At 35.5% G+C, this 22,504-nt stretch carries 18 protein-coding genes; 13 read left to right on the forward strand and 5 right to left on the reverse strand.

Going from position 1 to position 22,504, the window contains the following annotated elements:
- The first annotated feature begins 12 nt into the window (after window positions 1-12).
- Window positions 13-408, forward strand: coding sequence for a rhodanese-like domain-containing protein (locus CBF31_RS09665; RefSeq protein WP_170167939.1), 396 nt, complete (start codon window positions 13-15; stop codon window positions 406-408).
- Between the two features lie 85 nt (window positions 409-493).
- Here the strand turns inward: CBF31_RS09665 and rnjA are convergent, their stop codons facing one another.
- Together rnjA and CBF31_RS09675 are read right to left on the reverse strand one after the other, a co-directional pair.
- On the reverse strand, window positions 494-2,170 hold the full coding sequence (gene rnjA, locus CBF31_RS09670; RefSeq protein WP_126832501.1) for a ribonuclease J1: 1,677 nt from the start codon (window positions 2,168-2,170) through the stop codon (window positions 494-496).
- Window position 2,171: 1 nt separating this feature from the next.
- Window positions 2,172-2,387: a DNA-directed RNA polymerase subunit epsilon gene (locus tag CBF31_RS09675; protein WP_126832503.1), complete on the reverse strand. Its 216-nt coding sequence runs from the start codon at window positions 2,385-2,387 to the stop codon at window positions 2,172-2,174.
- Between the two features lie 455 nt (window positions 2,388-2,842).
- On the opposite strand from CBF31_RS09675, the gene CBF31_RS09680 reads away from it, so the two are divergent.
- From CBF31_RS09680 to CBF31_RS09690, 3 genes are all read left to right on the forward strand, one after another.
- Entirely contained in the window at window positions 2,843-4,573 is a 1,731-nt protein-coding gene (locus CBF31_RS09680; protein WP_126832505.1) for an ABC transporter ATP-binding protein, read from the forward strand.
- Complete coding sequence (locus CBF31_RS09685; protein ID WP_126832507.1) at window positions 4,570-6,342, forward strand: ABC transporter ATP-binding protein; 1,773 nt, start codon at window positions 4,570-4,572, stop codon at window positions 6,340-6,342. Before CBF31_RS09680 ends, CBF31_RS09685 begins: the two co-directional genes overlap by 4 nt.
- Window positions 6,343-6,525: 183 nt before the next feature.
- Complete coding sequence (locus tag CBF31_RS09690) at window positions 6,526-7,407, forward strand: YitT family protein (protein WP_126832509.1); 882 nt, start codon at window positions 6,526-6,528, stop codon at window positions 7,405-7,407.
- A gap of 28 nt (window positions 7,408-7,435) precedes the next feature.
- Here CBF31_RS09690 and CBF31_RS09695 read toward each other — a convergent pair whose 3' ends face one another.
- From CBF31_RS09695 to CBF31_RS09705, 3 genes are all read right to left on the reverse strand, one after another.
- Window positions 7,436-8,101 (reverse strand): type 1 glutamine amidotransferase, encoded by a 666-nt coding sequence (locus CBF31_RS09695; protein WP_126832511.1) that lies wholly within the window; start codon window positions 8,099-8,101, stop codon window positions 7,436-7,438.
- Window position 8,102: 1 nt separating this feature from the next.
- Window positions 8,103-9,446, reverse strand: coding sequence for a Mur ligase family protein (locus CBF31_RS09700; RefSeq protein WP_126832513.1), 1,344 nt, complete (start codon window positions 9,444-9,446; stop codon window positions 8,103-8,105).
- Window positions 9,447-9,593: 147 nt separating this feature from the next.
- Window positions 9,594-10,994, reverse strand: a complete 1,401-nt coding sequence (locus CBF31_RS09705) for a TrkH family potassium uptake protein (protein ID WP_126832515.1) — start codon at window positions 10,992-10,994, stop codon at window positions 9,594-9,596.
- A gap of 223 nt (window positions 10,995-11,217) precedes the next feature.
- Between CBF31_RS09705 and CBF31_RS09710 the strand changes: the two genes are divergently transcribed.
- The 9 genes from CBF31_RS09710 (at window position 11,218) to CBF31_RS09745 (ending at window position 22,414) form a co-directional block, all read left to right on the forward strand.
- Entirely contained in the window at window positions 11,218-12,930 is a 1,713-nt protein-coding gene (locus CBF31_RS09710; protein ID WP_126832517.1) for a DNA-binding protein, read from the forward strand.
- A gap of 138 nt (window positions 12,931-13,068) precedes the next feature.
- Entirely contained in the window at window positions 13,069-15,462 is a 2,394-nt protein-coding gene (locus CBF31_RS11095) for a cell division site-positioning protein MapZ family protein (protein ID WP_170167940.1), read from the forward strand.
- Between the two features lie 141 nt (window positions 15,463-15,603).
- Window positions 15,604-16,173 carry a thymidine kinase gene (locus CBF31_RS09715; protein WP_126832519.1) on the forward strand — a complete coding sequence of 190 codons (570 nt, stop codon included), beginning with the start codon at window positions 15,604-15,606 and terminating at the stop codon, window positions 16,171-16,173.
- Between the two features lie 50 nt (window positions 16,174-16,223).
- A complete protein-coding gene (gene prfA / locus CBF31_RS09720; RefSeq protein WP_126832521.1) occupies window positions 16,224-17,306 on the forward strand; it encodes a peptide chain release factor 1 in 1,083 nt (360 codons plus the stop codon).
- A complete protein-coding gene (prmC, locus tag CBF31_RS09725) occupies window positions 17,290-18,138 on the forward strand; it encodes a peptide chain release factor N(5)-glutamine methyltransferase (protein WP_126832523.1) in 849 nt (282 codons plus the stop codon). The genes prfA and prmC overlap by 17 nt, the downstream gene beginning before the upstream one ends.
- 32 nt (window positions 18,139-18,170) lie before the next feature.
- Complete coding sequence (locus tag CBF31_RS09730; protein WP_126832525.1) at window positions 18,171-19,193, forward strand: L-threonylcarbamoyladenylate synthase; 1,023 nt, start codon at window positions 18,171-18,173, stop codon at window positions 19,191-19,193.
- A gap of 60 nt (window positions 19,194-19,253) precedes the next feature.
- Complete coding sequence (gene glyA / locus CBF31_RS09735; RefSeq protein WP_126832527.1) at window positions 19,254-20,498, forward strand: serine hydroxymethyltransferase; 1,245 nt, start codon at window positions 19,254-19,256, stop codon at window positions 20,496-20,498.
- A gap of 134 nt (window positions 20,499-20,632) precedes the next feature.
- Entirely contained in the window at window positions 20,633-21,262 is a 630-nt protein-coding gene (gene upp, locus CBF31_RS09740; protein ID WP_126832529.1) for a uracil phosphoribosyltransferase, read from the forward strand.
- Between the two features lie 159 nt (window positions 21,263-21,421).
- Window positions 21,422-22,414 carry an alpha/beta hydrolase gene (locus CBF31_RS09745; protein ID WP_126832531.1) on the forward strand — a complete coding sequence of 331 codons (993 nt, stop codon included), beginning with the start codon at window positions 21,422-21,424 and terminating at the stop codon, window positions 22,412-22,414.
- Window positions 22,415-22,504: the final 90 nt, after the last annotated feature.

Genomic DNA, 22,504 nt, shown 5'->3' on the forward strand with positions numbered 1-22,504 from the left:
GGAAGAATTAGAGTGAGATTTATCGTAGGATTAAATATTATATTAGCGGCTATTCTTTTAGGCGTAGCAATCAATTGGTTATACATGAAAATGATGGCAAAACGTTCAGCAACAGAGATTGATCAAGAAGAATTTAAAGAAAAAATGCGTAAAGCACAAATTATTGATGTTCGTGAGAAAGATGCATTTGATGCCGGACATATTATGGGTGCACGTAATATTTCATATTCAACATTTAAACAATTACATGGTTCTTTAAGACATGATTTACCAATCTTTTTATACGACCAAAGAAAATCATTAAGCGTACGAGCAGCAAATATCTTACGTAAAAATGGTTATACAAATGTTTACATCTTAAAAGGCGGCTACAACGATTGGACAGGTAAAGTCAAACGTAGAAAATAAATAAACTAAAAAGCTAACTCTAGTGATAGGGTTAGCTTTTTTTATATAAAAAAGAGCAAACACATAAGTGATTGCTCTTTCCAAATTAATTATCTTGAGTTAAGACCATTGGCATAATCATAGGGTGACGCTCTGTTTTTTCGATTAAGAATGGTTCTAGTGTTTTAGTAATCACGTCTCTAAGCATCGCTTCATTACAATTTGGATCTTGTAAGGCTTTATTAATAGCACGCGATAGGATACGTTGTGCTTGGTTAATAAGGCTACCAGATTCACGCATGTAGATAAAGCCACGTGACAAGATGTCTGGACCTGCTAAGATTTGTTTTTTCTTATAATCAACTGTCGTTACAGCAAGGACAAGTCCTTCTTCTGAAAGAATACGACGATCTTTCAAGACGATGTTTCCGATATCACCAATACCATTACCGTCGACGTATACATCGCCAGCATTGAAGTGACCAGCAACACGAGCACTATCAGATGTTAGTGCTAAGACATCTCCATTTTCAAGAATGAAACAATTATCTTTTTCAACGCCAGTATCTTGAGCAAGTTGTGTATGCATTTTAAGCATACGATACTCACCATGGACAGGCATGAAATATTTAGGTTTCATTAAGCTTAACATTAATTTTTGCTCTTCTTGACCACCATGACCAGAAGTATGGATGTTATTAACTTTACCATGAATAACTTCTGCGCCAGCTTCAGATAAACGGTTGATAACACGATTAACACTAGTTGTATTTCCTGGAATAGGAGAACTAGAGAAGACAACAGTATCACCCGGTTGAATTGCAATTTGACGATGAGTTCCGTTGGCGATACGGCTTAGTGCAGCCATAGGTTCACCTTGAGAACCTGTACATAAAATTAACATTTCATTAGCAGGGATATTATTAATTTGTCTTGCATCAACAAATGTATCATCTGGTACGTTGATATAGCCTAATTTTTGACCATTAACGATGGCATTTTCCATACTACGACCAAAGACAGCGACTTTACGTCCTGTTTTAACAGCAGCCATAGCTGTTTGTTGCAGTCTAAAGATATTTGAGGCAAATGTAGCGAATATAATCCGTCCATCAATTTTTTCAAAAATCTGTTCGATCGATTTACCAATCGTTTTCTCTGATTTAGTAAAACCAGGGACTTCAGCATTGGTACTATCAGATAGCATACATAAAACGCCTTCGCTACCAATTTTAGCCATTTTTTGTAAGTTTGGTGGCTCGCCAACTGGTGTAAAGTCGAATTTGAAATCTCCAGTACATACGATGTTACCAGATGGAGTTTTCACAACAATACCTAATGCATCAGGAATACTATGTGTTGTACGGAAGAAACTAATGGTTGTTTTACGGAACTTAATAACAGTATCTTCATTGATTTCGTGAAGTTCAGCATCACGTAGTAAACCGTGTTCTTCTAATTTGTTTTTGATTAAAGCAAGAGCAAGTGGACCAGCGTAGATTGGTAGGTTTGCTTGTTTTAACAAGAAAGGGATCCCACCGATGTGATCTTCGTGGCCGTGAGTAATGACTAGTGCTTTTACTTTATTAAGATTTTGAACAATGTAACTGTAGTCTGGAATAACATAGTCAATCCCAAGTAAATCGTCTTCTGGAAACTTAATCCCAGCATCTACGATAATAATTTCATCTTGGAACTGAACCCCATATGTATTTTTACCAATTTCACCCAAACCACCAATGCCAAAGACACCAGTTTCATTGTTTTTTATATTGGGTTTCATGTTACTTGAACTCCGTTAAAGTAAACTCAGCGTTTTCTTTTTCGTATTCTAAGTGATTTCCCTCAAGTAGTTGAACTAATTCAATGTTATATGGGGTATTGTCTTCAACTAACATGCGCGCGCTAACTTCGCAATCAGCTTCAACGTAAAGTGATTGTGTTTGTTCTCTTTTTGGGTTTCTTACTTTTGTTTCTTGATAATAAACTTTAAAAATCATATATTTTTCTCCTTTATGTACCCTCAAGGTACTCTTTTATTTTTTTAAACGACTTAAAAAATGTCGTAATAATCGCATCCGATATTATAACAAAAATGACCACACTAAAGCGAGGTGACAAGCACCTCTTGAATTATTAAACTAACTAAATCTGATGAAATGATTTGGTTAGTTTAGAAACATCAGATGTTTCTATTGTCTAAGTCTTGTGATGTCTTAATTGAATTAACAAACTGTTCGTTATAATTAAGATAATTTTATCATATTTCTGTTCATAAGTATAGGAAGTTAAATTCTGTGATAGGATATAAACTCAGATGAGGTTTGTTATACGTTAAATAAATATGATATATTGATACTATAAGAAAAAACAGATGTTTTTTCAAAAAGATAGTTCATTAAAGTGTTATAAAATCGTATCTAAAATAAGAACAGATAAAGGATGGGTTGAACGTATGAAATTGATGTGGGAGTATGCGATACGGCAGAAAAAATTACTCGTATTAAATTTTTTCTGTGTATTTGGATTTATCATTATTGAATTAGGGTTACCAACACTTTTGGCTAAAATGATAGATGTTGGTGTGAGAAATAAAGATTGGGACTATGTTAAAACGATGGGAATATGGATGATTGTGATTACGATTATCGGTGTGCTGATGAATATCATGTTGACGTTCATAGGAGCTAAGATGAACAATCGAATTATTGTGTCGATGCGTGATGACATGTTTGAATCAATGCAACATTTTTCACATCACGAATATGATCAACTGGGGGTATCATCTTTGATAACTCGCACAACGAATGATGCGTACCAAGTGATGATGTTTTTAGGAATGCTTCTACGTTTAGGATTTATGACGCCAATGATGTTTATGGCAAGTTTATATATGATTATGCGAGAGAGTGTGTCATTATCGATGTTTGTCTTTTTAGGGATTCCATTTTTATTAGCAGGTGTTATTTTGCTTGCTAAGTTGTCAGAACCTCTTTCTAAAAAACAACAGCACAATTTAGATAAACTAAATATGATTTTACGTGAGAATTTATCTGGTTTACGCGTTATAAGAGCCTTTGTTAATGAGAAGTTTGAAGAGGGACGCTTTAAAAAGGTAAATGAGAATTATGAAAAGAGTTCGACTAAGTTATTTAAATTAGTAGCAACAGCTCAACCTGCTTTTTACTTCTTATTTAATATCATTATGGTTCTTATTATCTGGTTTGGTGCCAAACAAATAGAGTTAGGTTCATTAGAATTAGGGAAACTTTTATCATTTATTGAGTACGTGTTCCATGCGTTATTTTCATTTATGTTATTTGCTTCTGTTTTCATGATGTATCCAAGAGCAGCCGTATCTGCTGGTCGTATTCAAGAAGTATTAGACACAAAGAGTAGTATTCAAGAAAACCCAGAAGGTGTTACCACGACGAAAACTAATGGTGTGATTGAGTTTAAGAATGTAACCTTCGCTTATCCAGGAGCTGCAGAGAGTCCTGTTATTCGTAATGTGAGTTTTGAAGCACGACCTGGTGAGACTGTTGCTTTTATCGGTAGTACAGGGAGTGGAAAGTCGACGTTAATTCAATTAATTCCTAGATTCTATGATGTATCTGAAGGGGAAGTGTTGATTGATGGTGTTAATGTTAAAGATTATAAACTATCAGTATTACGAGAAAAAATAGGGTATATTCCACAAAAAGCATTATTATTTACAGGAACAATTCGTGATAATTTACGTTTTGGTAAATCAGATGCAACGGAAGAAGATTTCGCCTATGCGATTGATGTCGCCCAAGGGACTGAATTTATTAGCCAAAAGAAATTAGGATTAGATGAACCTTTATCAGAAGGGGGGAGCAATTTTTCAGGTGGACAAAAACAACGTCTGGCAATTGCGAGAGCAATCATTCGACGACCTGCTATTTATGTTTTCGATGATAGTTTTTCAGCTTTAGATTACAAGACCGATGCGACACTTCGCAAACGTTTGAAGAAAGAAACAACAGAGTCAACCGTACTAATTGTCGCGCAGCGTGTTAGTACGATTATGCAAGCAGATAAGATTATTGTCTTAAATGAAGGTGACGTTGTAGGAATGGGGACTCATAGAGAGTTACTTAAAACGTGTGATATCTATTATGATATTGCCTCATCTCAGTTATCGAAGGAGGAATTAGCATGAGAGAGTCGTTAAAATCATTGAAACGTTTATGGAGCTACTTAAAACCGTATCGTTTAATGTTTAGTTTTGCAGTGTTATTAACATTGACTGCCGTGGCTCTTAATGCCATTTATCCAGTCGTAACGGGCTTACCGACAACTGAAATTGCTGCTAATTTAAGTGCAGGAACAGCCTTAAATTTTCCGTATATAGTCAAAACATTAATTGCCATAATGGCCATTTCTATTTTATATAGTTTATCTCAATACTTTGCAACATACTTAATGACTCAAGTGGTTCAACGGGGTATGAGAGATTTAAGAAAAGATATTTCTGAGAAAATTAATCGTTTACCGGTATCGTATTTTGATACTCATCAACAAGGTGAAGTATTATCACGCGTTACTAATGATGTAGATGCGGTAAGTAATGCGATGCAACAAAGTTTTATCGCCATTATTACAGCGATTTTAGGGATTACAATGGCGGTTGTTATGATGTTTGTGATTAATGTGAAGTTGGCATTAGTTGCCATACTAATGATTCCGTTATCAATGGTGATTTCTAAAATTGTAGTGTCAAAATCACAAAATTATTTCCAAGGGCAACAAAATGCTTTAGGGGATTTAAATGGGTATGTGACAGAGCATTTGACAGGCTTCAATGTGATTAAACTCTACGGTAGAGAAGACGAGACTTTAGATGGGTTTAAAAAAGTGAGCCATACGTTATCGGATTATGGTTTTAAATCATCATTTATTTCAGGTTTAATGATGCCCTTAGTTCAAATGACTGCCTATTTAGTTTATATTGTACTTGCGATTAGTGGGTGTTTCTTAGTTATCGCAGGGAGCTTAACTTTAGGAAATTTACAAGCGTTAATTCAATATGTGTGGCAAATCAATCAACCTATGGGACAAATCACCCAATTAGCAACAGTTCTTCAAAGTGCGTCAGCTTCAACAGTAAGGATTTTTGAAATACTTGATGAAGTCGAAGCGATAGAAAATGAAGTAGATGTAACGTTACCTGAAACGATCGATGGAAAAGTATCCTTCAAGAATGTAGCGTTCAGCTATGATCCATCACGCCCGTTGATTAAGGATTTAAGTTTTGAAGTAAAACCTGGGCAGACAGTTGCGATTGTTGGGCCAACAGGTGCAGGTAAGACAACTTTGATAAATCTGTTAATGCGTTTCTATGACGTAGATTCAGGTGCAATCGAAATAGATGGTATTAACACAAAAAATATGAATCGTAGTGATGTAAGATCTTTATTTGGAATGGTACTTCAAGATGCGTGGCTTTATCATGATTCGATAAGTGAAAATATTCGTTTCGGTAAATTAGATGCTACTGATTATGAAGTGGTGGATGCGGCGAAGACGGCTAATGTTCATCACTTTATTAAAACGATGCCGGAAGGGTATGACATGGTTATTGATGAAGAAGCATCAAATGTTTCCCTTGGTCAGAAGCAATTACTTACGATTGCTCGTGCAGTAATCTCAGATCCTAAGATTTTAATTTTAGATGAAGCGACCAGTTCTGTAGATACTCGTTTAGAGGCTCTAATTCAAAAAGCTATGGCTAAAGTAATGGAAGGTCGTACAAGTTTTGTTATTGCTCATCGTCTCTCTACAATTCGTGAGGCTGATTTAATATTAGTTATGAATCAGGGAGAGATTATTGAACAAGGGACACATGATAGCTTACTTGCTCAAGGTGGTTTTTATGAGCAACTATATAATAGCCAATTTGATGAAGAAGGCGATTATGAATTAGCTTAATTCAGTCTACAAAGAGCGAAAACTCACTGTTTTCGCTCTTTTATGTTTTATTAAAAAAAGATTAAAGAAATTGCGGTTATTTTTTAATAAAATATTTGCAAAAACAGAAGAGTTCTAGTATCTTGAAGAGAGGGGCGAACTAGGCGCTTATTTTTTTGAATTTTTTTATAGGAGGGAAGTCAAATGTCGAAAAAGAACAAAACGTTTATTATCAATATTTGTAAGATTACATTAGGGGCTTTAATTTTTGCGTTAGCAGTTAACGTGTTTGCTTTACCGAATAACTTGGGTGAAGGAGGCGTAACTGGGTTAACGATGATTTTATACTATACGAATGGTATTTCACCGGCACTTACCAATGTTCTGTTCAATGCAGTCTTGATGGCGATTGGATATAAATTCTTAGATAAAAAAACGATATGGTACACGGGTTATGCTATTATCATGCTATCTGTTTTCCTTAAATTAACAGACCATATTCATTTTGTATCAGATGAGGTCATGATTGTGGCAGTAGCAGCAGGTGTTTTAATGGGTATTGGTATGGGAATGATTATGCGTGGGAATGGTACAACAGCAGGTAGTGCCATTTTAGCAAAACTAATGAATAAATATTTAGGTTGGAATACAAGTTACGCGTTATTATTCTTTGATTTAATTGTGGTTATTCCATCAGTGTTTGTTATTGGATTTCCAAGTTTAATGTTTACGTTAGTATCATTAACTGTTTCTACTAAAGTGTTAGACTTTATTTTAGAAGGGTTTAATCCGAAGAAAACCGTCACTATTATTTCAGAGAAACATGAAGAGATTGCTCATGAAATCAGTACTAAATTAGAGCGTGGTATTACTGTTTTAAATGGAACAGGGTATTATAAAAAGAATGAAAAAAAATTATTATATATTGTAATTAGTCGTCAACAATTACTGCCTATTCAAAAAATTATTAATGAGATTGATCCACTAGCTTTTGTCATTATTAATGATGCGCAAAGTGTTATCGGTGAAGGGTTTACTCGTGATTTCTTTGAAGAAGAAGAAAATCAAAATCCAAATGAAATGTAAAAAAAAGAAGCCGTTAGGCTTCTTTTTTTTAGGCATTATTATATTTTTTATCTAAGATGAGGTCAACTAAACGATGAGCTAGATGCTCGTTACGTGCTAGAACTGGACCGTGAAGATAACTACAAAATGTATTTTTATAAATAGCCCCTTCGCCTTTATCTTTCCCGTTATTTCCATCGCCTTCAATAACTGTCCCTAGAGGTTTTTCACCTTCGCCTAAGTAAGTCACACCGTTATGATTTTCAAATCCAACATAAGTTTCATTGAATTCATCGTTATGAATTTTAACTTCACCGATAAAACGATTATTATCTTGGCTTAGAGTGTAATGGTCAAGAGCGCTAATCCCTTGAATTTTAGTGCCGTTAGCACCGATGTAGTAGTGACCAAGCATTTGGTAACCACCACAGATAGCAAGTAGCACTCCGTTATCTTCGATATAAGAAGTAATGCCTTCTTTTTTAGTTTGGATATCTTTAGATACGATAGTTTGCTCGTAATCTTGTCCACCACCGAAAAAGACAAAGTCATATTTTTCAGGGTCAAACTCTTCATAAATACTAATAATCTCAGAAGTGAAAGAGACGCCTTTTTGTTTAGCGACATATTCCATCATTAACATATTTCCGTTATCACCATAAGTATTTAAAAGGTTACCGTATAAGTGACACGCGCGAATTGTTTTTTCTGACATCTTACATTCCTCCTTTTAGGTAACCTTGATTTGTTAATTCTTTACGTAATTCTAGGACAGCAGTATACGTTGCTAGAATAAATACTTTTTCTGTCGGAGCAGATTTGATTTCATCAATTACTTTAGTTAAATCTGTTGATTCAGTGATGATAGAGTCATCGATACCCGCAACTTTCATACGTAGAGTCATGTCTTTACGACGTTCCCCACCAGTGATGACTTTTTGAAGGCCCATCTCTGAGAATTTTTCGTAGTTGCCATCCCAAATCCAGCTGATATCAAGACCGTCAGCGTAGTTAGAGTTTAGTAAGCTAACAAGTGAGAATGGACGTGGTGCTAAGTCAATCATATCGATAACTTGGTTGATCCCAACAGGGTTTTTAACTAAAATTAACGTACATTCTTTATCGCCAACGTTAATAATTTCTTGACGCCCAAAGACACGTTCGTCATAAGAAAGACCGGCACGGATTTTTTCTGGAGATAAACCATAGTGACGGGCAACAGCAGTCGCTGAAAGTGCGTTATAGACATTGTATAAACCACCGACTTCGATACTGTATTCTTCGCCGTCGACAACAAATTCAGCTGATGTGTTTGTCATATTTTTTAATTCAGTTAATTGGTAGTCTAATTCTGGACGTTTGAAGTCACAGTGTGGACAGTAATATTTTCCTAAACTGCTATACGTAATCATTTTATAGTGTAAAATGTGTTGGCAATTTGGACAAAGGACACCATCTGTATTATGATGTGCCATTTGTTCTCTATCTTCTTCATGATTGAACCCGTAGTATTCACGAGGATTTTTAGTTTCTACTGAATTGAAAATAGGTAAGTCACCATTAGCTAAAATAGTAGCATCTGGTGCATTATTAGCACCATCTACAATTAGTTGATAGGTCGTATAGATTTCGCCGTAGCGGTCCATTTGATCACGGAAAATATTAGTAAAAAGGAAAAGCTCAGGTTTGATGTACTGTGTTACTTTGCTCAAACTTGCCTCGTCAATTTCTAAGACTGCAAATTTCTTTTGACCTTTTACTTTTTTAGCCCCTAAGAATGTTGAAACAATCCCTTGTGCCATATTAGCACCTGTTGGGTTAGTTAAGACTTCATCATACTCTTGACGTAAGACGTTAACAGTTAAAGCTGTTGTTAGGGTCTTACCGTTTGTTCCAGTGACCACGATAACCTCGTAGTCTTTAGCAAGTGTATCTAAAACTTTAGGGTCTAGTTTTAATGCTAATTTTCCAGGATAGCTGCTGCCACCTTTTGTAAATGTTTTTAAAAACCATTGGCTAGATTTACCAACAAATATGGCAAATTGACTTCTAATAGTCATAATATTAATTCCTCCTGTAATCAGTCATCTTACAATGTCTGATACTAAATTTAATCCAACTTATCATACCACAATTTATCTTTTTTTTTAATTCTTTTTGCGTTACTTAATAAAAACCTATCCTCTTTAAAGAGAATAGGTTTGATGTTATCCAATAATAATCTTTTCAGTCGGGTAAACGTAGCCTTTATCTTGCATTTCTTTTGGAACAAATAGCATCAAGGTATAAAGCATCCCGATACGTCCAATAAACATAAGACCAGCAATAATTAGCTTCCCAACAGTAGTTAAATCATCTGTAATCCCCATGGAAAGGCCAGTTGTTCCAAAAGCAGAGGTTACTTCAACAATAATTGAAATAAGAGAATGATTTTCCGTGGCTGAGAGTACCAATACAGAAATGAAACACATCAAAAGCGAGAGGTTGAAAACGACCACTGATTTTTTGATGTCTTCTTCTGAGATACGACGGCCAAAAATACTAATTTTTTCCTCACTCTTAATAAATGAGAACATGTAAAGAACTAAAATCGCTACAGTAGTTGTCCGAATACCACCACCAACAGAACTAGGGCTACAGCCGATAAACATAAGGGTAGCAAACAGTAAAAGTGTTGGGGTTTGGAACGCGTTTAAGTCATGAATTTGAAGCCCCGCATTACGAGTGGTCATCGAGTAAAACATAGAGTTGATTAATTGCTGAGTGGGTCCCATATCAGCAAATAAGTGTTTTCGTTCAAGTAAGTAAATAAACAAGCTCCCGAAAATAAATAGAATTAAAAAGGAACCTATCGCTAATTTACTAAATAGAGAAAAACGGAAAGGATAGCCATGTTTTTTCTTTTTAAAGAAAAGCCACTCTTTAATTTCCATAATAACAGGAAAACCAATTCCACCAATAATGATTAATATAATGATGCTAATTAAGAAGAAATAATCATCTGCATAAGGTGTGATAGACGCACCTGTGACATCGAAACCTGAGTTTGTGACGGCGGAGATAGACTGATAAAAGCCGTAGAAGATTGCTTCTTTTAACTCGGTATGATGGTTAGAAGTATAAAAATGAATAGAAAAAATAATACCAAAAATAAATTGAAGCCATAATAAAATACCAAGTGTTGTCCGAATAAGACGAACGATACCACTTAATTTAGGCTGATTCATGTCAGCCATAATAAGTTGTCTTTGTTTTAAAGAAATCTTACGCCTCGACACTATTAAAAAGAAGGTCGAGACCATCATAATTCCTAGACCACCAACTTGGAAAAGTAGCTCTAGTAAAAGGACACCTCTGTGGTTAAAGACTTCATTAATATTGAAGGTACTTAAACCAGTTACACTAACTGTACTAACGGCCATAAAAATATCGTCAAGTAGTGTGGTGCTCACCCCAGGATTTCTAAAAAAAGGAAGTGAGAGTAAGACGAAAGAAACTAGGGTCAATATAAGATAGTAGATAACTATCATTTGAATACTTGAAACATGAGCGGAAATAAATCGAGCAAAATCTCGTTTATACCCATAAAAAAAACGCCGTTTGGCCATAACACCCGAGGCTCCTTTCATCGATAAGTTCATTGCTTAGTATAGCATGGTTTTAAATAAGTTCAATTTGAATTTAAAAATGATGATAGTTCCCTAAGATTAGAAAAAATGATACTCTAAGGATAGCCGATTATGTTGAGGTCTCTCAGTCTTTAGTCTGAGGTGTTTTCACCGACCTATCGTGTAAAATAAGAGGTATAAACGTTTCATAAGGAGGAGTTAGATGTTAGGTCAATTAGCAATTAGTAGTGTATTACTTTTTATAATAATAGGAAGCTTCATCGCTCGAAAAAAAGGGCGATTGAATAAAAGACAATGGCAAGCTTTAATTAGCCTGATTGTTGCCAGTGAGTTAGTTTACAGTTTATTTATTTGGGTGGCATTACCAAGTAAGTCACTGTTAAATTATCTAGTGATGAATTTAGTTTTAGGGTTACTAGGGTTAGGAATTACCACAGTAGTCAATCAATTGGATACGTTGGTTATTGATCATAGAAAACAAACCGCCAAGTGGATTTCAGGTATTATCTTGACGGGTATCCTTTTGATGGCAGTGTCGTCTGGGTATGAAATCTATAGCAAAAAACAAGTCTACAACACGCTTAATTTAGTAGAAGGAACAGATACACCTGAATTAGATAAAGAAGATACACCGGTGACGATACCACCTAAGACAGTTCGTAATAAAATGAAGAAATCAATGAACCAATTTGATAATCAACAATTCTATAATTTAGGGAATTTACAAGTTCAAAAAGTCAAAGGTGACGTTGTTTATATCGCCCCACTAGAATTTAAAGGATTTTGGCGTTGGTTAAAAGCAGGGGCTTCAGAAGGGTACTTACAAATGTCAGCAACAGATGTTTATGAGCAACCGGTTCCTGTTAAAAAGCCAATGACTTATATTCCAAGTGCCTTTTTCTTTAAAGATGTCGAACGTAAGATTTACTTTGCAACAGCAACCTATAAATCTATTGGGAAGCCTCAGTTAGAAGTAGCTGATGATGGGCATGCTTACTATGTTCAAACGCTATATAAACCAAGAGGACTATCAGAAAATCCTAATTACCGAAAAATGAAGATTGCGGTATTAGATACAGAGAACGGTAAAGTAGAAGTTTACGATTTAAAAGATGTACCGAAATTTATTGATGCACCAATCTCACCAGAAATGGCAACGGAGATGAATAGTGTCTACGGTAAATATGAAAATGGCTGGTTAAACAGTCGTTTAGCTAAAAAGGGTGTAAAATTAGCAACTGAAAATGGAACGGAAGACCAAGTAACGCCGATTTTTAACGAAAAAGGAGAAATGTTGTACTTTACAGATTTCACTTCACCGTCAAGTTCAGATGATTCAGCCATTGGCTATTCGTTCATCAATGCTCGTACGGGAGAAATTACTTATTATAGTAAGAAAAATATGATGGATAGTGAGGGACTACTTAATTTAGTGAACCTTGTTTATCCTGAAAAGAAACTAGAAGGCAACATGCCGCTTCTTTATAATATTGATGGTGTGCCAACATGGGTAGTTTCAATGTTAGATGAGAATGGGATATTTAAAAAAGTCGCTTATGTGAACGCGACTGATAGTGATATCTTAGCCATGGAGGATACTGTTGCAAAAACATTACAAACATATCGTTCAAAACAGAAACAAAAAAATGGAAATGTATCAGCAATTGATCAAGGAAAACCGACTGAAATAAGCGGAAAAGTAAATCGACTGACGCCTCCGATTGTTTCTAATGACGCAACAGTAATTAAATTTGTGCTAGAGAATGGCAAGCTTTATGCGGTAAATGCTAACGTATACGAGGAAGCTTCTTTTATAGAAAAAGGAGATGTCGTTACATTTAAGGCTACAATTTTAGAGGATGAAGTTCAGGGATTTGTGGATGACTTTAAAATTGAAGGCTTTGAAATAAAATAGGAAATATTACATATTTATCAATCGTGTAAAGGAATTAGCGAAAGACTTAACATCTACACATGAGATGTGCTAAAATGTTACTATTGAGAGCCTAAATCTTAGGCTAGAAAAATGCTAAAAATAGGAAAGTGATGATAAGTGGAAAAGGAATACACCTGTCCGAATTGTAACGTCGTAACTACCGATATTCCAACAATTTGTCCTATTTGCGATCATGAAAATAAAGAAGAAACAATGGTTAATAACTATAAGTGTCAAGAATGTGGTTATTCTTCAACTAGCACATTTAACAGTTGTCCAATTTGTGATCATGATAAAATGACTGAAACTAATGCTACTGATAGCGTGATAGAGAATGATAAAGAGAGTGGGACCTGTCCGATTTGTGAGTATGGTCCAGTAAAACAGGGTGAGATTTGTCCGATATGTGAACAGCAAGTACAAGTACTTGAAAAAAAAGAGGATAAGGCTGTAAAGGTCTGTCCATCATGTGACTGTGAACTTGATGAGGATGTTTCAACCTGTCCAATTTGTGACTTTGATTTTCTGGGAAGAGATTCTAATCAGGATAAGAAGAAACGAGATGTAATAGTGGAAATCCCAACTCAAATTCTAACATGTTCGTCGTGTGGTTTTGAGGTGTCTGATTTTCCTGAAAGTTGCCCGTTCTGCGACGAGCCGTTCTTGCCATTGGAAGTAGAGGTCCCAGATGATACTATGGGTACCGAAATGGAAGGATATTGTCCGAACTGTGAGTATGCATCAGAAGAATCGTTTGAACGTTGTCCGATTTGTGACTGTCAGGTTTTATCTGATTATGGAGAGCTTGATAGACCAAAGGACAAAGAGAAAAGATGCCCAAATTGTGGAGAAGTATCTACTGAAAATTCTAATTATTGTCCGAACTGTGATGGGATAGAGGCTTTAAGGCGACAAGTTCTTGGCCAATTACCTCTGGCAAAAGTAGTACAATCAGATGAATTAGTAACGAGAGATACAATAAAAAAAGAAGAAGTAAAAGATGTTATGGACATAACATCAGAAGAAAATAACTCTGGAGGCTGTGCAATAATGACAGATAAGAAAATGAACGATGATAAAAATTTAGTAGATTCGGTTCTAGGAGCTACTAAACAACACGCTAATGAAAAAACAGCACCAAAAATAGAGTCGAACTCTAATACGTCAAATAGACAACCCAAAGAACCAAAAGAGCCTAAAAAACAAATTAATAAAAAACCACTAATCACAGTTGCAGCAGTGGCTGTATTACTAGGTGGCGGTTATATCGGTGCAACTAAGTATCAAGAAAATATCGAGACACAACGTTTAACAACAATCAAAACACGTAAAGAAAATGTTGAAAAAAACTTAAAAAAACTTTACTTGAATGACGAGAAGATATTCTTAAGCGAAACATTTGAAGAGCAACATTTAAATGAACTAGCTAAAGAAGTGGCGTCAATTGAAGATCCTAAATTTGTGGATAAAGTATCACCTGATGTTGAAGATCTAACTGCTCGTGCGACACTTCAAGGTAAAGTGAATGATTTATTTGAAACACCACTTATTGTAGGCGATAAGTTATCAGATAAAGCTGCTCTTAAAGAAGAGTCGCCAAAACTTCCTGACGCTATCAAAGAACCTAAAGATGGTTTAGAAAAATTATTTAATAAAGGTATTGATAAAACTAAGGAACAAATCAAAACGATTGAAGAGGCTAAAAAAGCTGTGGCAGTAGTTTTCGATAAAAATGTAAAAAAAGAGGCCACTGCAAAACAATTGGATGAGGCTAAAAAGGCTGTAGAGAAACTAAAAGCCGGTAAATTAAAAGACGGTTATCTAGCCAAATTAGATAAAGTTTCCGCTACTCTAGATAAAGATAAGAAAGCTAAAGCAGATAAAGATAGCAAAGAAGAAAAAGCTAAAAAAGAAAAAGCTGCTAAAGAAAAAGAAGCGAAACTAAAAGAAGAAGAAAAAGCTAAAAAAGATGCTGATAAAGCGAAGAAAGATAATGAAGAAGCAGAAGCATTAGCAGATAACGATGAGGACGTATCAGAAGCTGAAACACCAGCAGTACCTGGTGAAGACGCCCCAGCACAAGCTGAAGGTCAAGCAGCACCGGTTACGCCAGAAGCTCAAGAACAAAGGACTAATGAGCAGCCTGCGGTTCAAAAACAAGGGAATGGCGATGTTACTTATGTGGATCCTGAAACAGGTAAGAAAACAGCAGTCAAAGATGGTATCTCAATCAATGAACGTACACCTGGTTCTACTACGGCAGGTGATTGGTCATGGGCTCCTGGTATTTATGATAACTTTATAAATACATGTATTGCTCGTGGTTATATCGTTCCTGGTGGTTATGAAATTCGCCAAAGTGAGATTATTAATGGCGAACCTTACTATGATTTATACGCTACAAACTTAGAGTCACCAGTTTCTAAAGCATTCTCTGAAAATGAATTACCAATCTTTATTGTTAAAGTAAATGCTAAAACAGGTTGGTTCAAAGGAACTGCGCCTTATTAAGCATAAAAACCATACTCTTTATGGGAGTATGGTTTTTATTTTTTACTCTATGTACCTAGTAGTAAGTGATTTACAATAGATTTTTTGGCGAAAGTAAAGTATACTAACATAGGAAGATTATCAGAAAGTTAGGTGTAAAAGATGGCCCAATTATTTTTTAAGTATGGTGCGATGAATAGTGGAAAATCAATTGAGATTTTAAAAGTCACGCATAACTATGAAGAGCAAAATAAACCCGTTGTGTTAATGACGAGTGGTGTAGACACAAGAGATGGAGTAGGCCAAGTGTCGAGCCGTATTGGGTTATCACGTCAAGCAACACCTATATTTAGTGAAACAAATGTTTATGATTTTATAAAAGGGCTAGACTTTAAACCGTATTGTGTTCTTGTTGATGAATCACAGTTTTTAGAAAAACATCATGTTATTGAGTTTGCTCAAGTGGTTGATGAATTGGGTATTCCTGTCATGGCATTTGGTTTGAAAAATGATTTTCGAAATGAGCTATTTGAAGGTTCGAAGTATTTATTACTTTATGCAGACAAGTTAGAAGAGTTAAAAACAATCTGTTGGTTCTGTCATAAAAAAGCAACTATGAATTTACGTATGGTTGATGGTAAACCGACTTATGCAGGTGAACAGATTCAAATAGGTGGCAATGAGTCCTATTATCCAGTTTGCCGTAAGCATTATTTAAATCCGACTACTTAATTGTAGTAGGTAAACAGTAGTTATTATTATGATATTAAAAGGAGATTACTATGTACGATCAATTACAATCAATTGAAGACCGTTATGAAGAATTAGGCGAATTACTAAGCGATCCAGATGTTATTTCAGATACAAAGAAATTTATGGAGCTTTCTAAAGAAGAGGCAAATACGCGTGAAACAGTGGAAGTTTACCGTCGTTATAAAGAAGTAGTAGATGGCATTGCTGAAACAGAGGAAATGCTAGGTGAAAAATTAGATTCAGACATGCAAGAGATGGCTAAAGAAGAGCTATCAGATCTAAAAAAAGAAAAAGAACAAATTGAAGAAAAAATTAAAGTGTTATTAATTCCAAAAGATCCTAACGATGATAAAAATATTATCATGGAAATCCGCGGTGCTGCTGGTGGAGATGAAGCGGCATTATTTGCTGGTGATTTATTTGAGATGTACCAAAGTTATGCTTCTTCTCAAGGCTGGAAATTTGAAGTGATGGAAGCAAACATCACAGGTATTGGTGGGTACAAAGAGGTTATCGTAATGATTACAGGAGAAAATGTTTTCTCTAAATTAAAATATGAAAGTGGTGCACACCGCGTACAACGTGTACCTTCAACAGAATCACAAGGTCGTGTTCATACGTCAACGGCAACAGTTGTTGTGTTACCAGAAGCTGAAGAAGTAGAGTTAGACTTAGATGAAAAAGATATCCGTGTTGATATTTACCATGCCAGTGGAGCCGGTGGTCAGCATGTCAATAAAACAGCATCTGCTGTTCGATTGACTCACTTGCCAACAGGTATTGTAGTAGCGATGCAAGATCAACGTTCGCAATTACAAAATAGAGAAAAAGCGATGAAAATTTTACGTGCCCGTGTCTTTGATCAATTGGAACAAGAAGCACGTAGTGAATATGACTCAAGTCGTAAGTCTGCTGTCGGAACCGGTGACCGTTCTGAACGTATCCGTACTTATAACTTCCCACAAAACCGTGTAACAGATCATCGTATTGGGCTGACAGTTCAAAAATTAGATCGTATTCTTTCTGGTGAGATGGATGAAATCGTAGATGCTTTAATCATTTATGATCAAACTGCTAAACTAGAAGAGATGCAAAATGAAAACAAAATGTAAGTATGTTGAAGCCCTTAAAGGGGCTTCTTCTTTTTTAGAGGAGCAAGGAAAAGAAGGGTATCTTGCTGAATACATGTTACTTGAGCGTCAAGGTTGGAATAAAACAGAGTTGGTCTCAAGGCTTAGACAAGAGATGCCAGAATCTATCTATAATGTATGGCAGCAAGATTTAAAGAAAGTCCGTGAAGGATTACCTCCGCAGTATATCATTGGGAGTTGTGAATTTTATGGTTTAAGGTTTAAGGTGACCGAAGCGACCTTAATACCTAGACCTGAGACTGAAGAGCTTGTAGAGAACTGCTTAAGCACAAATGATAAAACGAAACCTCTTAAAATATTAGACATAGGAACAGGCACAGGGGCTATTGCGCTGACCTTGAAGCACGAAGCACCAATGTGGGATGTAACAGCTAGTGATATTTCATCAGAGGCATTAGCTATAGCGGGACAAAATAAACGGAAACTTGGTTTAGAGGTTAGATTGGTCGAAGGCGATTTAATTGAACCAGTAAAGACAGAATTATTTGATATTATTGTGTCAAATCCTCCCTATATTGCAGAAGAAGAATGGGATGTAATGGATGAAAGTGTTCGTGAGTATGAGCCTAAATTAGCATTATTTGCGCCAAATCAAGGTTTAGAAATATACGAACGTTTAGCTCAAGAGTTACCTTCTATTACGCATGAAAAAAGCAAAATATATTTAGAAATTGGCTATTTACAAGGAGAATCAGTTGTTTCTTTATTCAAGGAAAAATTTCCGAATCACAAGGTAATGTGTCAAAAGGATTTTTTTGGTCAAGATAGAATGATTATCGTTACACCACTATAAGATTAGAATTTACAGAGAGGGGTCCGGTGAGAATGAAAACTATTTTTTTTACATCTGATGGGTTGGAAGAAGCCGCACATTTTATTCGTAAAGGAGAACTTGTTGCTTTCCCTACAGAAACAGTTTATGGGTTAGGGGCTGATGCCACGAATTCTGAAGCGGTTAAGAAAGTATATGAAGCAAAGGGACGACCTAGTGATAATCCTTTAATTGTTCATATAGCTGATAAAAAGGAACTGTTGACTTATGTTGAAGAGTTACCTAATAATGCTCGAGTTTTAATAGATAAATTTTGGCCTGGTCCATTGACTTTAATTTTTAAAATAAAAGAAGGAAGCTTACCTTCAGTGGTAACGGGCGGTCTGAAGACAGCAGCATTCAGAATGCCAGATAATAAAAGCACTCTCGACTTGATTTCAAAAGCAGGAGTACCACTAGTGGGTCCGAGTGCGAATACTTCTGGAAAACCAAGTCCAACTCAAGCGAATCATGTTTTTCATGATCTTCAAGGAAAGATAGCTGGTATTATAGATGATGGTCCGACTCGTGTGGGTCTTGAATCAACAGTTTTAGATTTATCTACCGACGAGCCAGTTATTTTAAGACCTGGTAAAGTAACAGAAAAAGAGCTTGAACAAGTAATAGGTAGATTAGGCAATCATCGATTAGAGGTTTCAGGTGAAGAACAACCGAAAGCACCCGGAATGAAATATAAACACTATTCTCCTAATGCATCAGTATGGCTTGTAGATCATCGTAAAATAACATGGGAAGATGCGATTAAATGGGCACATAAAAAAGAAAAACAAGTTGGATTGCTTGCTCCTAAACAAATTTGTAAAGTCTACAGTGATACCGTAGAGGCTACTTTTAATTTAACCACACATGACAATGTAGAAGAAGCTAGTCAAAATCTATTCTCTGGCTTACGTTATTTGGATGAGTGTGAAGAAGCGATAGAAGTGATACTTACACCTGTTTATTCAGAAGAAGGTGTTGGTTTGGCCTATATGAATCGATTAAGTAAGGCAGCAGAAGGGCATATAGTGAACTAAAAAATAGCTAAGCGAAATTGTTATATGTTATAATTTAAAAAAAGTACAAGGGTGATAACTATGGAAAATTACTTAGAAGAATTAGATCCTCAGATTTGGCAAGCAATTGTAAAAGAAGATAAGCGTCAAAAAAATACGATTGAATTAATCGCATCAGAAAACTTTACCTCTCGTGCTGTCATGGAGGCACAAGGTAGTATCTTAACAAATAAGTATGCTGAAGGTTATCCAGGTAGACGCTACTACGGTGGGTGTGAGTATGTTGATATTATTGAAAAACTAGCTATAGATCGTGTAAAACAATTATTTTCAGCTGAGTTTGCCAATGTTCAAGCTCATTCTGGCTCACAAGCCAATACTGCTGCCTATAAAGCATTAATTGAACCAGGGGATACTGTTTTGGGAATGAATCTATCTCATGGTGGTCATTTAACGCATGGTTCATCTGTTAATTTTAGTGGGAAAATGTATAATTTCTTTGACTATGAAGTGGACCCTAAAACAGAAATGATAGATTACGATGTTCTTCGTATTAGAGCGAGAGAAGTTCAACCTAAATTGATTGTCGCAGGAGCGAGTGCCTATAGTCGTTTAATTGACTTCAAAAAATTCCGTGAAATAGCAGATGAAGTAGGGGCCTATTTAATGGTAGATATGGCGCATATTGCAGGGTTAGTCGCGACAGGCTTACATCCTAATCCTATGCCATATGCGGATGTTGTGACAAGTACGACTCATAAAACACTAAGAGGACCTCGTGGTGGTTTAATTCTTACAAATAACGAAGAACTAGCTAAAAAAATAAACAGTGCGATTTTTCCAGGGATTCAAGGTGGACCGTTAATGCACGTTATTGCTGGGAAAGCTGTCGCATTTAAAGAAGCGATGACAGAAGAGTTTGTGGATTATCAAAAACAAGTTATCAAAAATGCAAAAGCGATGGCTGATGTATTTAATAATTGTAAAAAAGCTCGTGTGATTAGTGGTGGAACAGATAACCATTTGTTATTGATTGATGTGACAGGTTATGGCGTAAATGGTCAAGAAGCAGAAGCAATATTAGAAAAAGCTAACATCACGGTTAATAAAAATAGTATCCCATTCGAAATATTAAGCCCTGCAAAAACAAGTGGGATTAGAATAGGTACAGCTGCGGTAACAACGCGTGGTATGTTGGAACCGAATGTGGTAAGAATTGCAGAACTTATTGATATGGCATTAACATGTAAAAATGATGATAATAAATTAGCTGATATCGCACTTCATGCGAAATCAATCACTCAAAAGTTCCCATTATATCGTTAATTAAATAAAGTTTATAAAAAAAGAGTGTATGACTAGTCATACACTCTTTTTTCGATTACAATAGTTAGTGATAAAAAAATAGATGTTGGTATTATAGTATTTTATACCAATACTAGAAGAAGGAGAATAAGGCTATGGGAAAATTTCAAGTTATTGATCATCCGTTAATTCAACACAAATTAACAATTATTCGTGATAAAGAATGTGGTACGAAAGTATTTCGTGAGGTAGTAAATGAGATCGCGATGTTAATGGCATTTGAAGTATCACGTGATATGCCGTTAGAAGATGTTGAAATTGAAACGCCAGTTGGAAAATCAATTCAAAAAACATTATCAGGTAAAAAAGTAGCAATTATTCCAATTCTTCGCGCAGGTATCGGAATGGTTGATGGGATGTTAGAATTAATCCCAGCTGCTAAAGTAGGTCATATTGGAATGTATCGTGACCATGATACATGGGAACCAGTAGAATACTTTGTGAAATTACCATCTGATATTTCAGAACGTCAATTATTTGTTGTAGATCCAATGCTTGCAACAGGTGGTTCAGCAATTTTAGCTGTTGACGCGTTAAAAAAACGTGGCGGAACAAACATCAAATTTGTATGTTTAGTAGCTGCTCCAGAAGGGGTTAAAGCCTTACAAGATGCGCATCCAGACATCGATATCATTACAGCAGGTTTAGATGAAAAACTTGATGAAGATGGCTATATCGTCCCAGGTTTAGGAGATGCCGGAGATCGTTTATTCGGTACTAAATAATAGATTAAAAAGATAAGTTAGCATTTTTGCTAACTTATCTTTTTTTTGGTGAGGATTTAAGTTGTGATTGCTAAAAAAAAACGATACAATAGTATTAACTGTATAATAGTTAAAGTATGTAAAATGAAAGCTGCAGCCAGAAAGAAAGGTTTAACTTAGATGAAAGATATTTTAAAAAACACAGGGATTGTGTTATTTTTTTGTTTAGTATTTACCCTATTTATTGTAAGTTTCACACCCTATCCAGCAAGTTATCTCGTACACCAATTATTTTCAAATGGCGGTCCAGCTAAACCACCTAGTGACTATAAGGCTGTGAAGTCAGCTATTACGATTGAAAAAGATTTAACGTACGACTCGCTGTTACCAAATAATCATTACGATTTAATTAGACCGAAAGAAATCAAAGGTAAACTACCTGTTATATTATGGGTGCACGGTGGAGCATTTGTTGGCGGGCAAAAGGAAGATGTTAGTATCTATGCCAATACATTAGCTGCTGAAGGCTATGCGGTAGTCAATATGGAATATGCATTGGCACCAGGTAGCAAATATCCAGGTCCTTTAATTCAAATGAGTGATTTATATCAGGAATTAAAAAAACAGGAAGATCGTTATGATTTAGATATGTCTTCTCTCTTTTTAGCTGGAGATTCAGCAGGTGGACAAGTTGTTACTCAATTCGAATTAGTTCAATTGGATAAAGAGTACAGTAAAATGATAGGCTTGCCTCAAGATGTTAAACCAGAAACAATTAAAGGTAGTTTATTATTTTGTACACCCTTTTCATTGAAAGAAATGGGACAGTCAACAGGCTCAAAATTTGTAGATTATTTCATAAAAAATATTGGATGGGCTTATACTGGTGAGGCGAATTGGTCAGTATCTGAGCTAGTTAAAGAAGCTGATTTACAAGAGCAAGTAAATACTGATTTACCACCCGTATTTATCACAGATGCAACAGCAAATTCATTTACAGAACAAGGTCAGGCTTTTGGTAAAAAGATGAAAAAGTTAGGGACTGAAGTAACTGAAGTTTATTATGATAAAAAAGAAAATCTACAGCATGAGTACCAATTTGATTTGACTTTACCAGCCTCAAAACAAACATTGGATGCTGTAAAAGAATTTTTAAGTCAAAATAAAGACTAAAAAATGTTTAAGATTTTAAATAAGAGAGTACGCTACACAATGAATTCAATATAATGAAGTAAGTAGATAATGGAAGAGAAAAGAGATGTG

Origin of the sequence: Vagococcus fessus, from assembly GCF_003987565.1 — a bacterium.
GTDB classification, from domain to species: domain Bacteria; phylum Bacillota; class Bacilli; order Lactobacillales; family Vagococcaceae; genus Vagococcus_D; species Vagococcus_D fessus.

Bases quoted from the DNA above. Each gene is read 5' to 3' on its own strand.
- rnjA (WP_126832501.1), bottom strand. From the start codon at position 2,170: ATGAAACCCAATATAAAAAACAATGAAACTGGTGTCTTTGGCATTGGT.
- CBF31_RS09675 (WP_126832503.1), bottom strand. From the start codon at position 2,387: ATGATTTTTAAAGTTTATTATCAAGAAACAAAAGTAAGAAACCCAAAA.
- CBF31_RS09680 (WP_126832505.1), top strand. From the start codon at position 2,843: ATGAAATTGATGTGGGAGTATGCGATACGGCAGAAAAAATTACTCGTA.
- CBF31_RS09685 (WP_126832507.1), top strand. From the start codon at position 4,570: ATGAGAGAGTCGTTAAAATCATTGAAACGTTTATGGAGCTACTTAAAA.
- CBF31_RS09690 (WP_126832509.1), top strand. From the start codon at position 6,526: ATGTCGAAAAAGAACAAAACGTTTATTATCAATATTTGTAAGATTACA.
- CBF31_RS09695 (WP_126832511.1), bottom strand. From the start codon at position 8,101: ATGTCAGAAAAAACAATTCGCGCGTGTCACTTATACGGTAACCTTTTA.
- CBF31_RS09700 (WP_126832513.1), bottom strand. From the start codon at position 9,446: ATGACTATTAGAAGTCAATTTGCCATATTTGTTGGTAAATCTAGCCAA.
- CBF31_RS09705 (WP_126832515.1), bottom strand. From the start codon at position 10,994: ATGGCCAAACGGCGTTTTTTTTATGGGTATAAACGAGATTTTGCTCGA.
- CBF31_RS09710 (WP_126832517.1), top strand. From the start codon at position 11,218: ATGTTAGGTCAATTAGCAATTAGTAGTGTATTACTTTTTATAATAATA.
- CBF31_RS09715 (WP_126832519.1), top strand. From the start codon at position 15,604: ATGGCCCAATTATTTTTTAAGTATGGTGCGATGAATAGTGGAAAATCA.
- prfA (WP_126832521.1), top strand. From the start codon at position 16,224: ATGTACGATCAATTACAATCAATTGAAGACCGTTATGAAGAATTAGGC.
- prmC (WP_126832523.1), top strand. From the start codon at position 17,290: ATGAAAACAAAATGTAAGTATGTTGAAGCCCTTAAAGGGGCTTCTTCT.
- CBF31_RS09730 (WP_126832525.1), top strand. From the start codon at position 18,171: ATGAAAACTATTTTTTTTACATCTGATGGGTTGGAAGAAGCCGCACAT.
- glyA (WP_126832527.1), top strand. From the start codon at position 19,254: ATGGAAAATTACTTAGAAGAATTAGATCCTCAGATTTGGCAAGCAATT.
- upp (WP_126832529.1), top strand. From the start codon at position 20,633: ATGGGAAAATTTCAAGTTATTGATCATCCGTTAATTCAACACAAATTA.
- CBF31_RS09745 (WP_126832531.1), top strand. From the start codon at position 21,422: ATGAAAGATATTTTAAAAAACACAGGGATTGTGTTATTTTTTTGTTTA.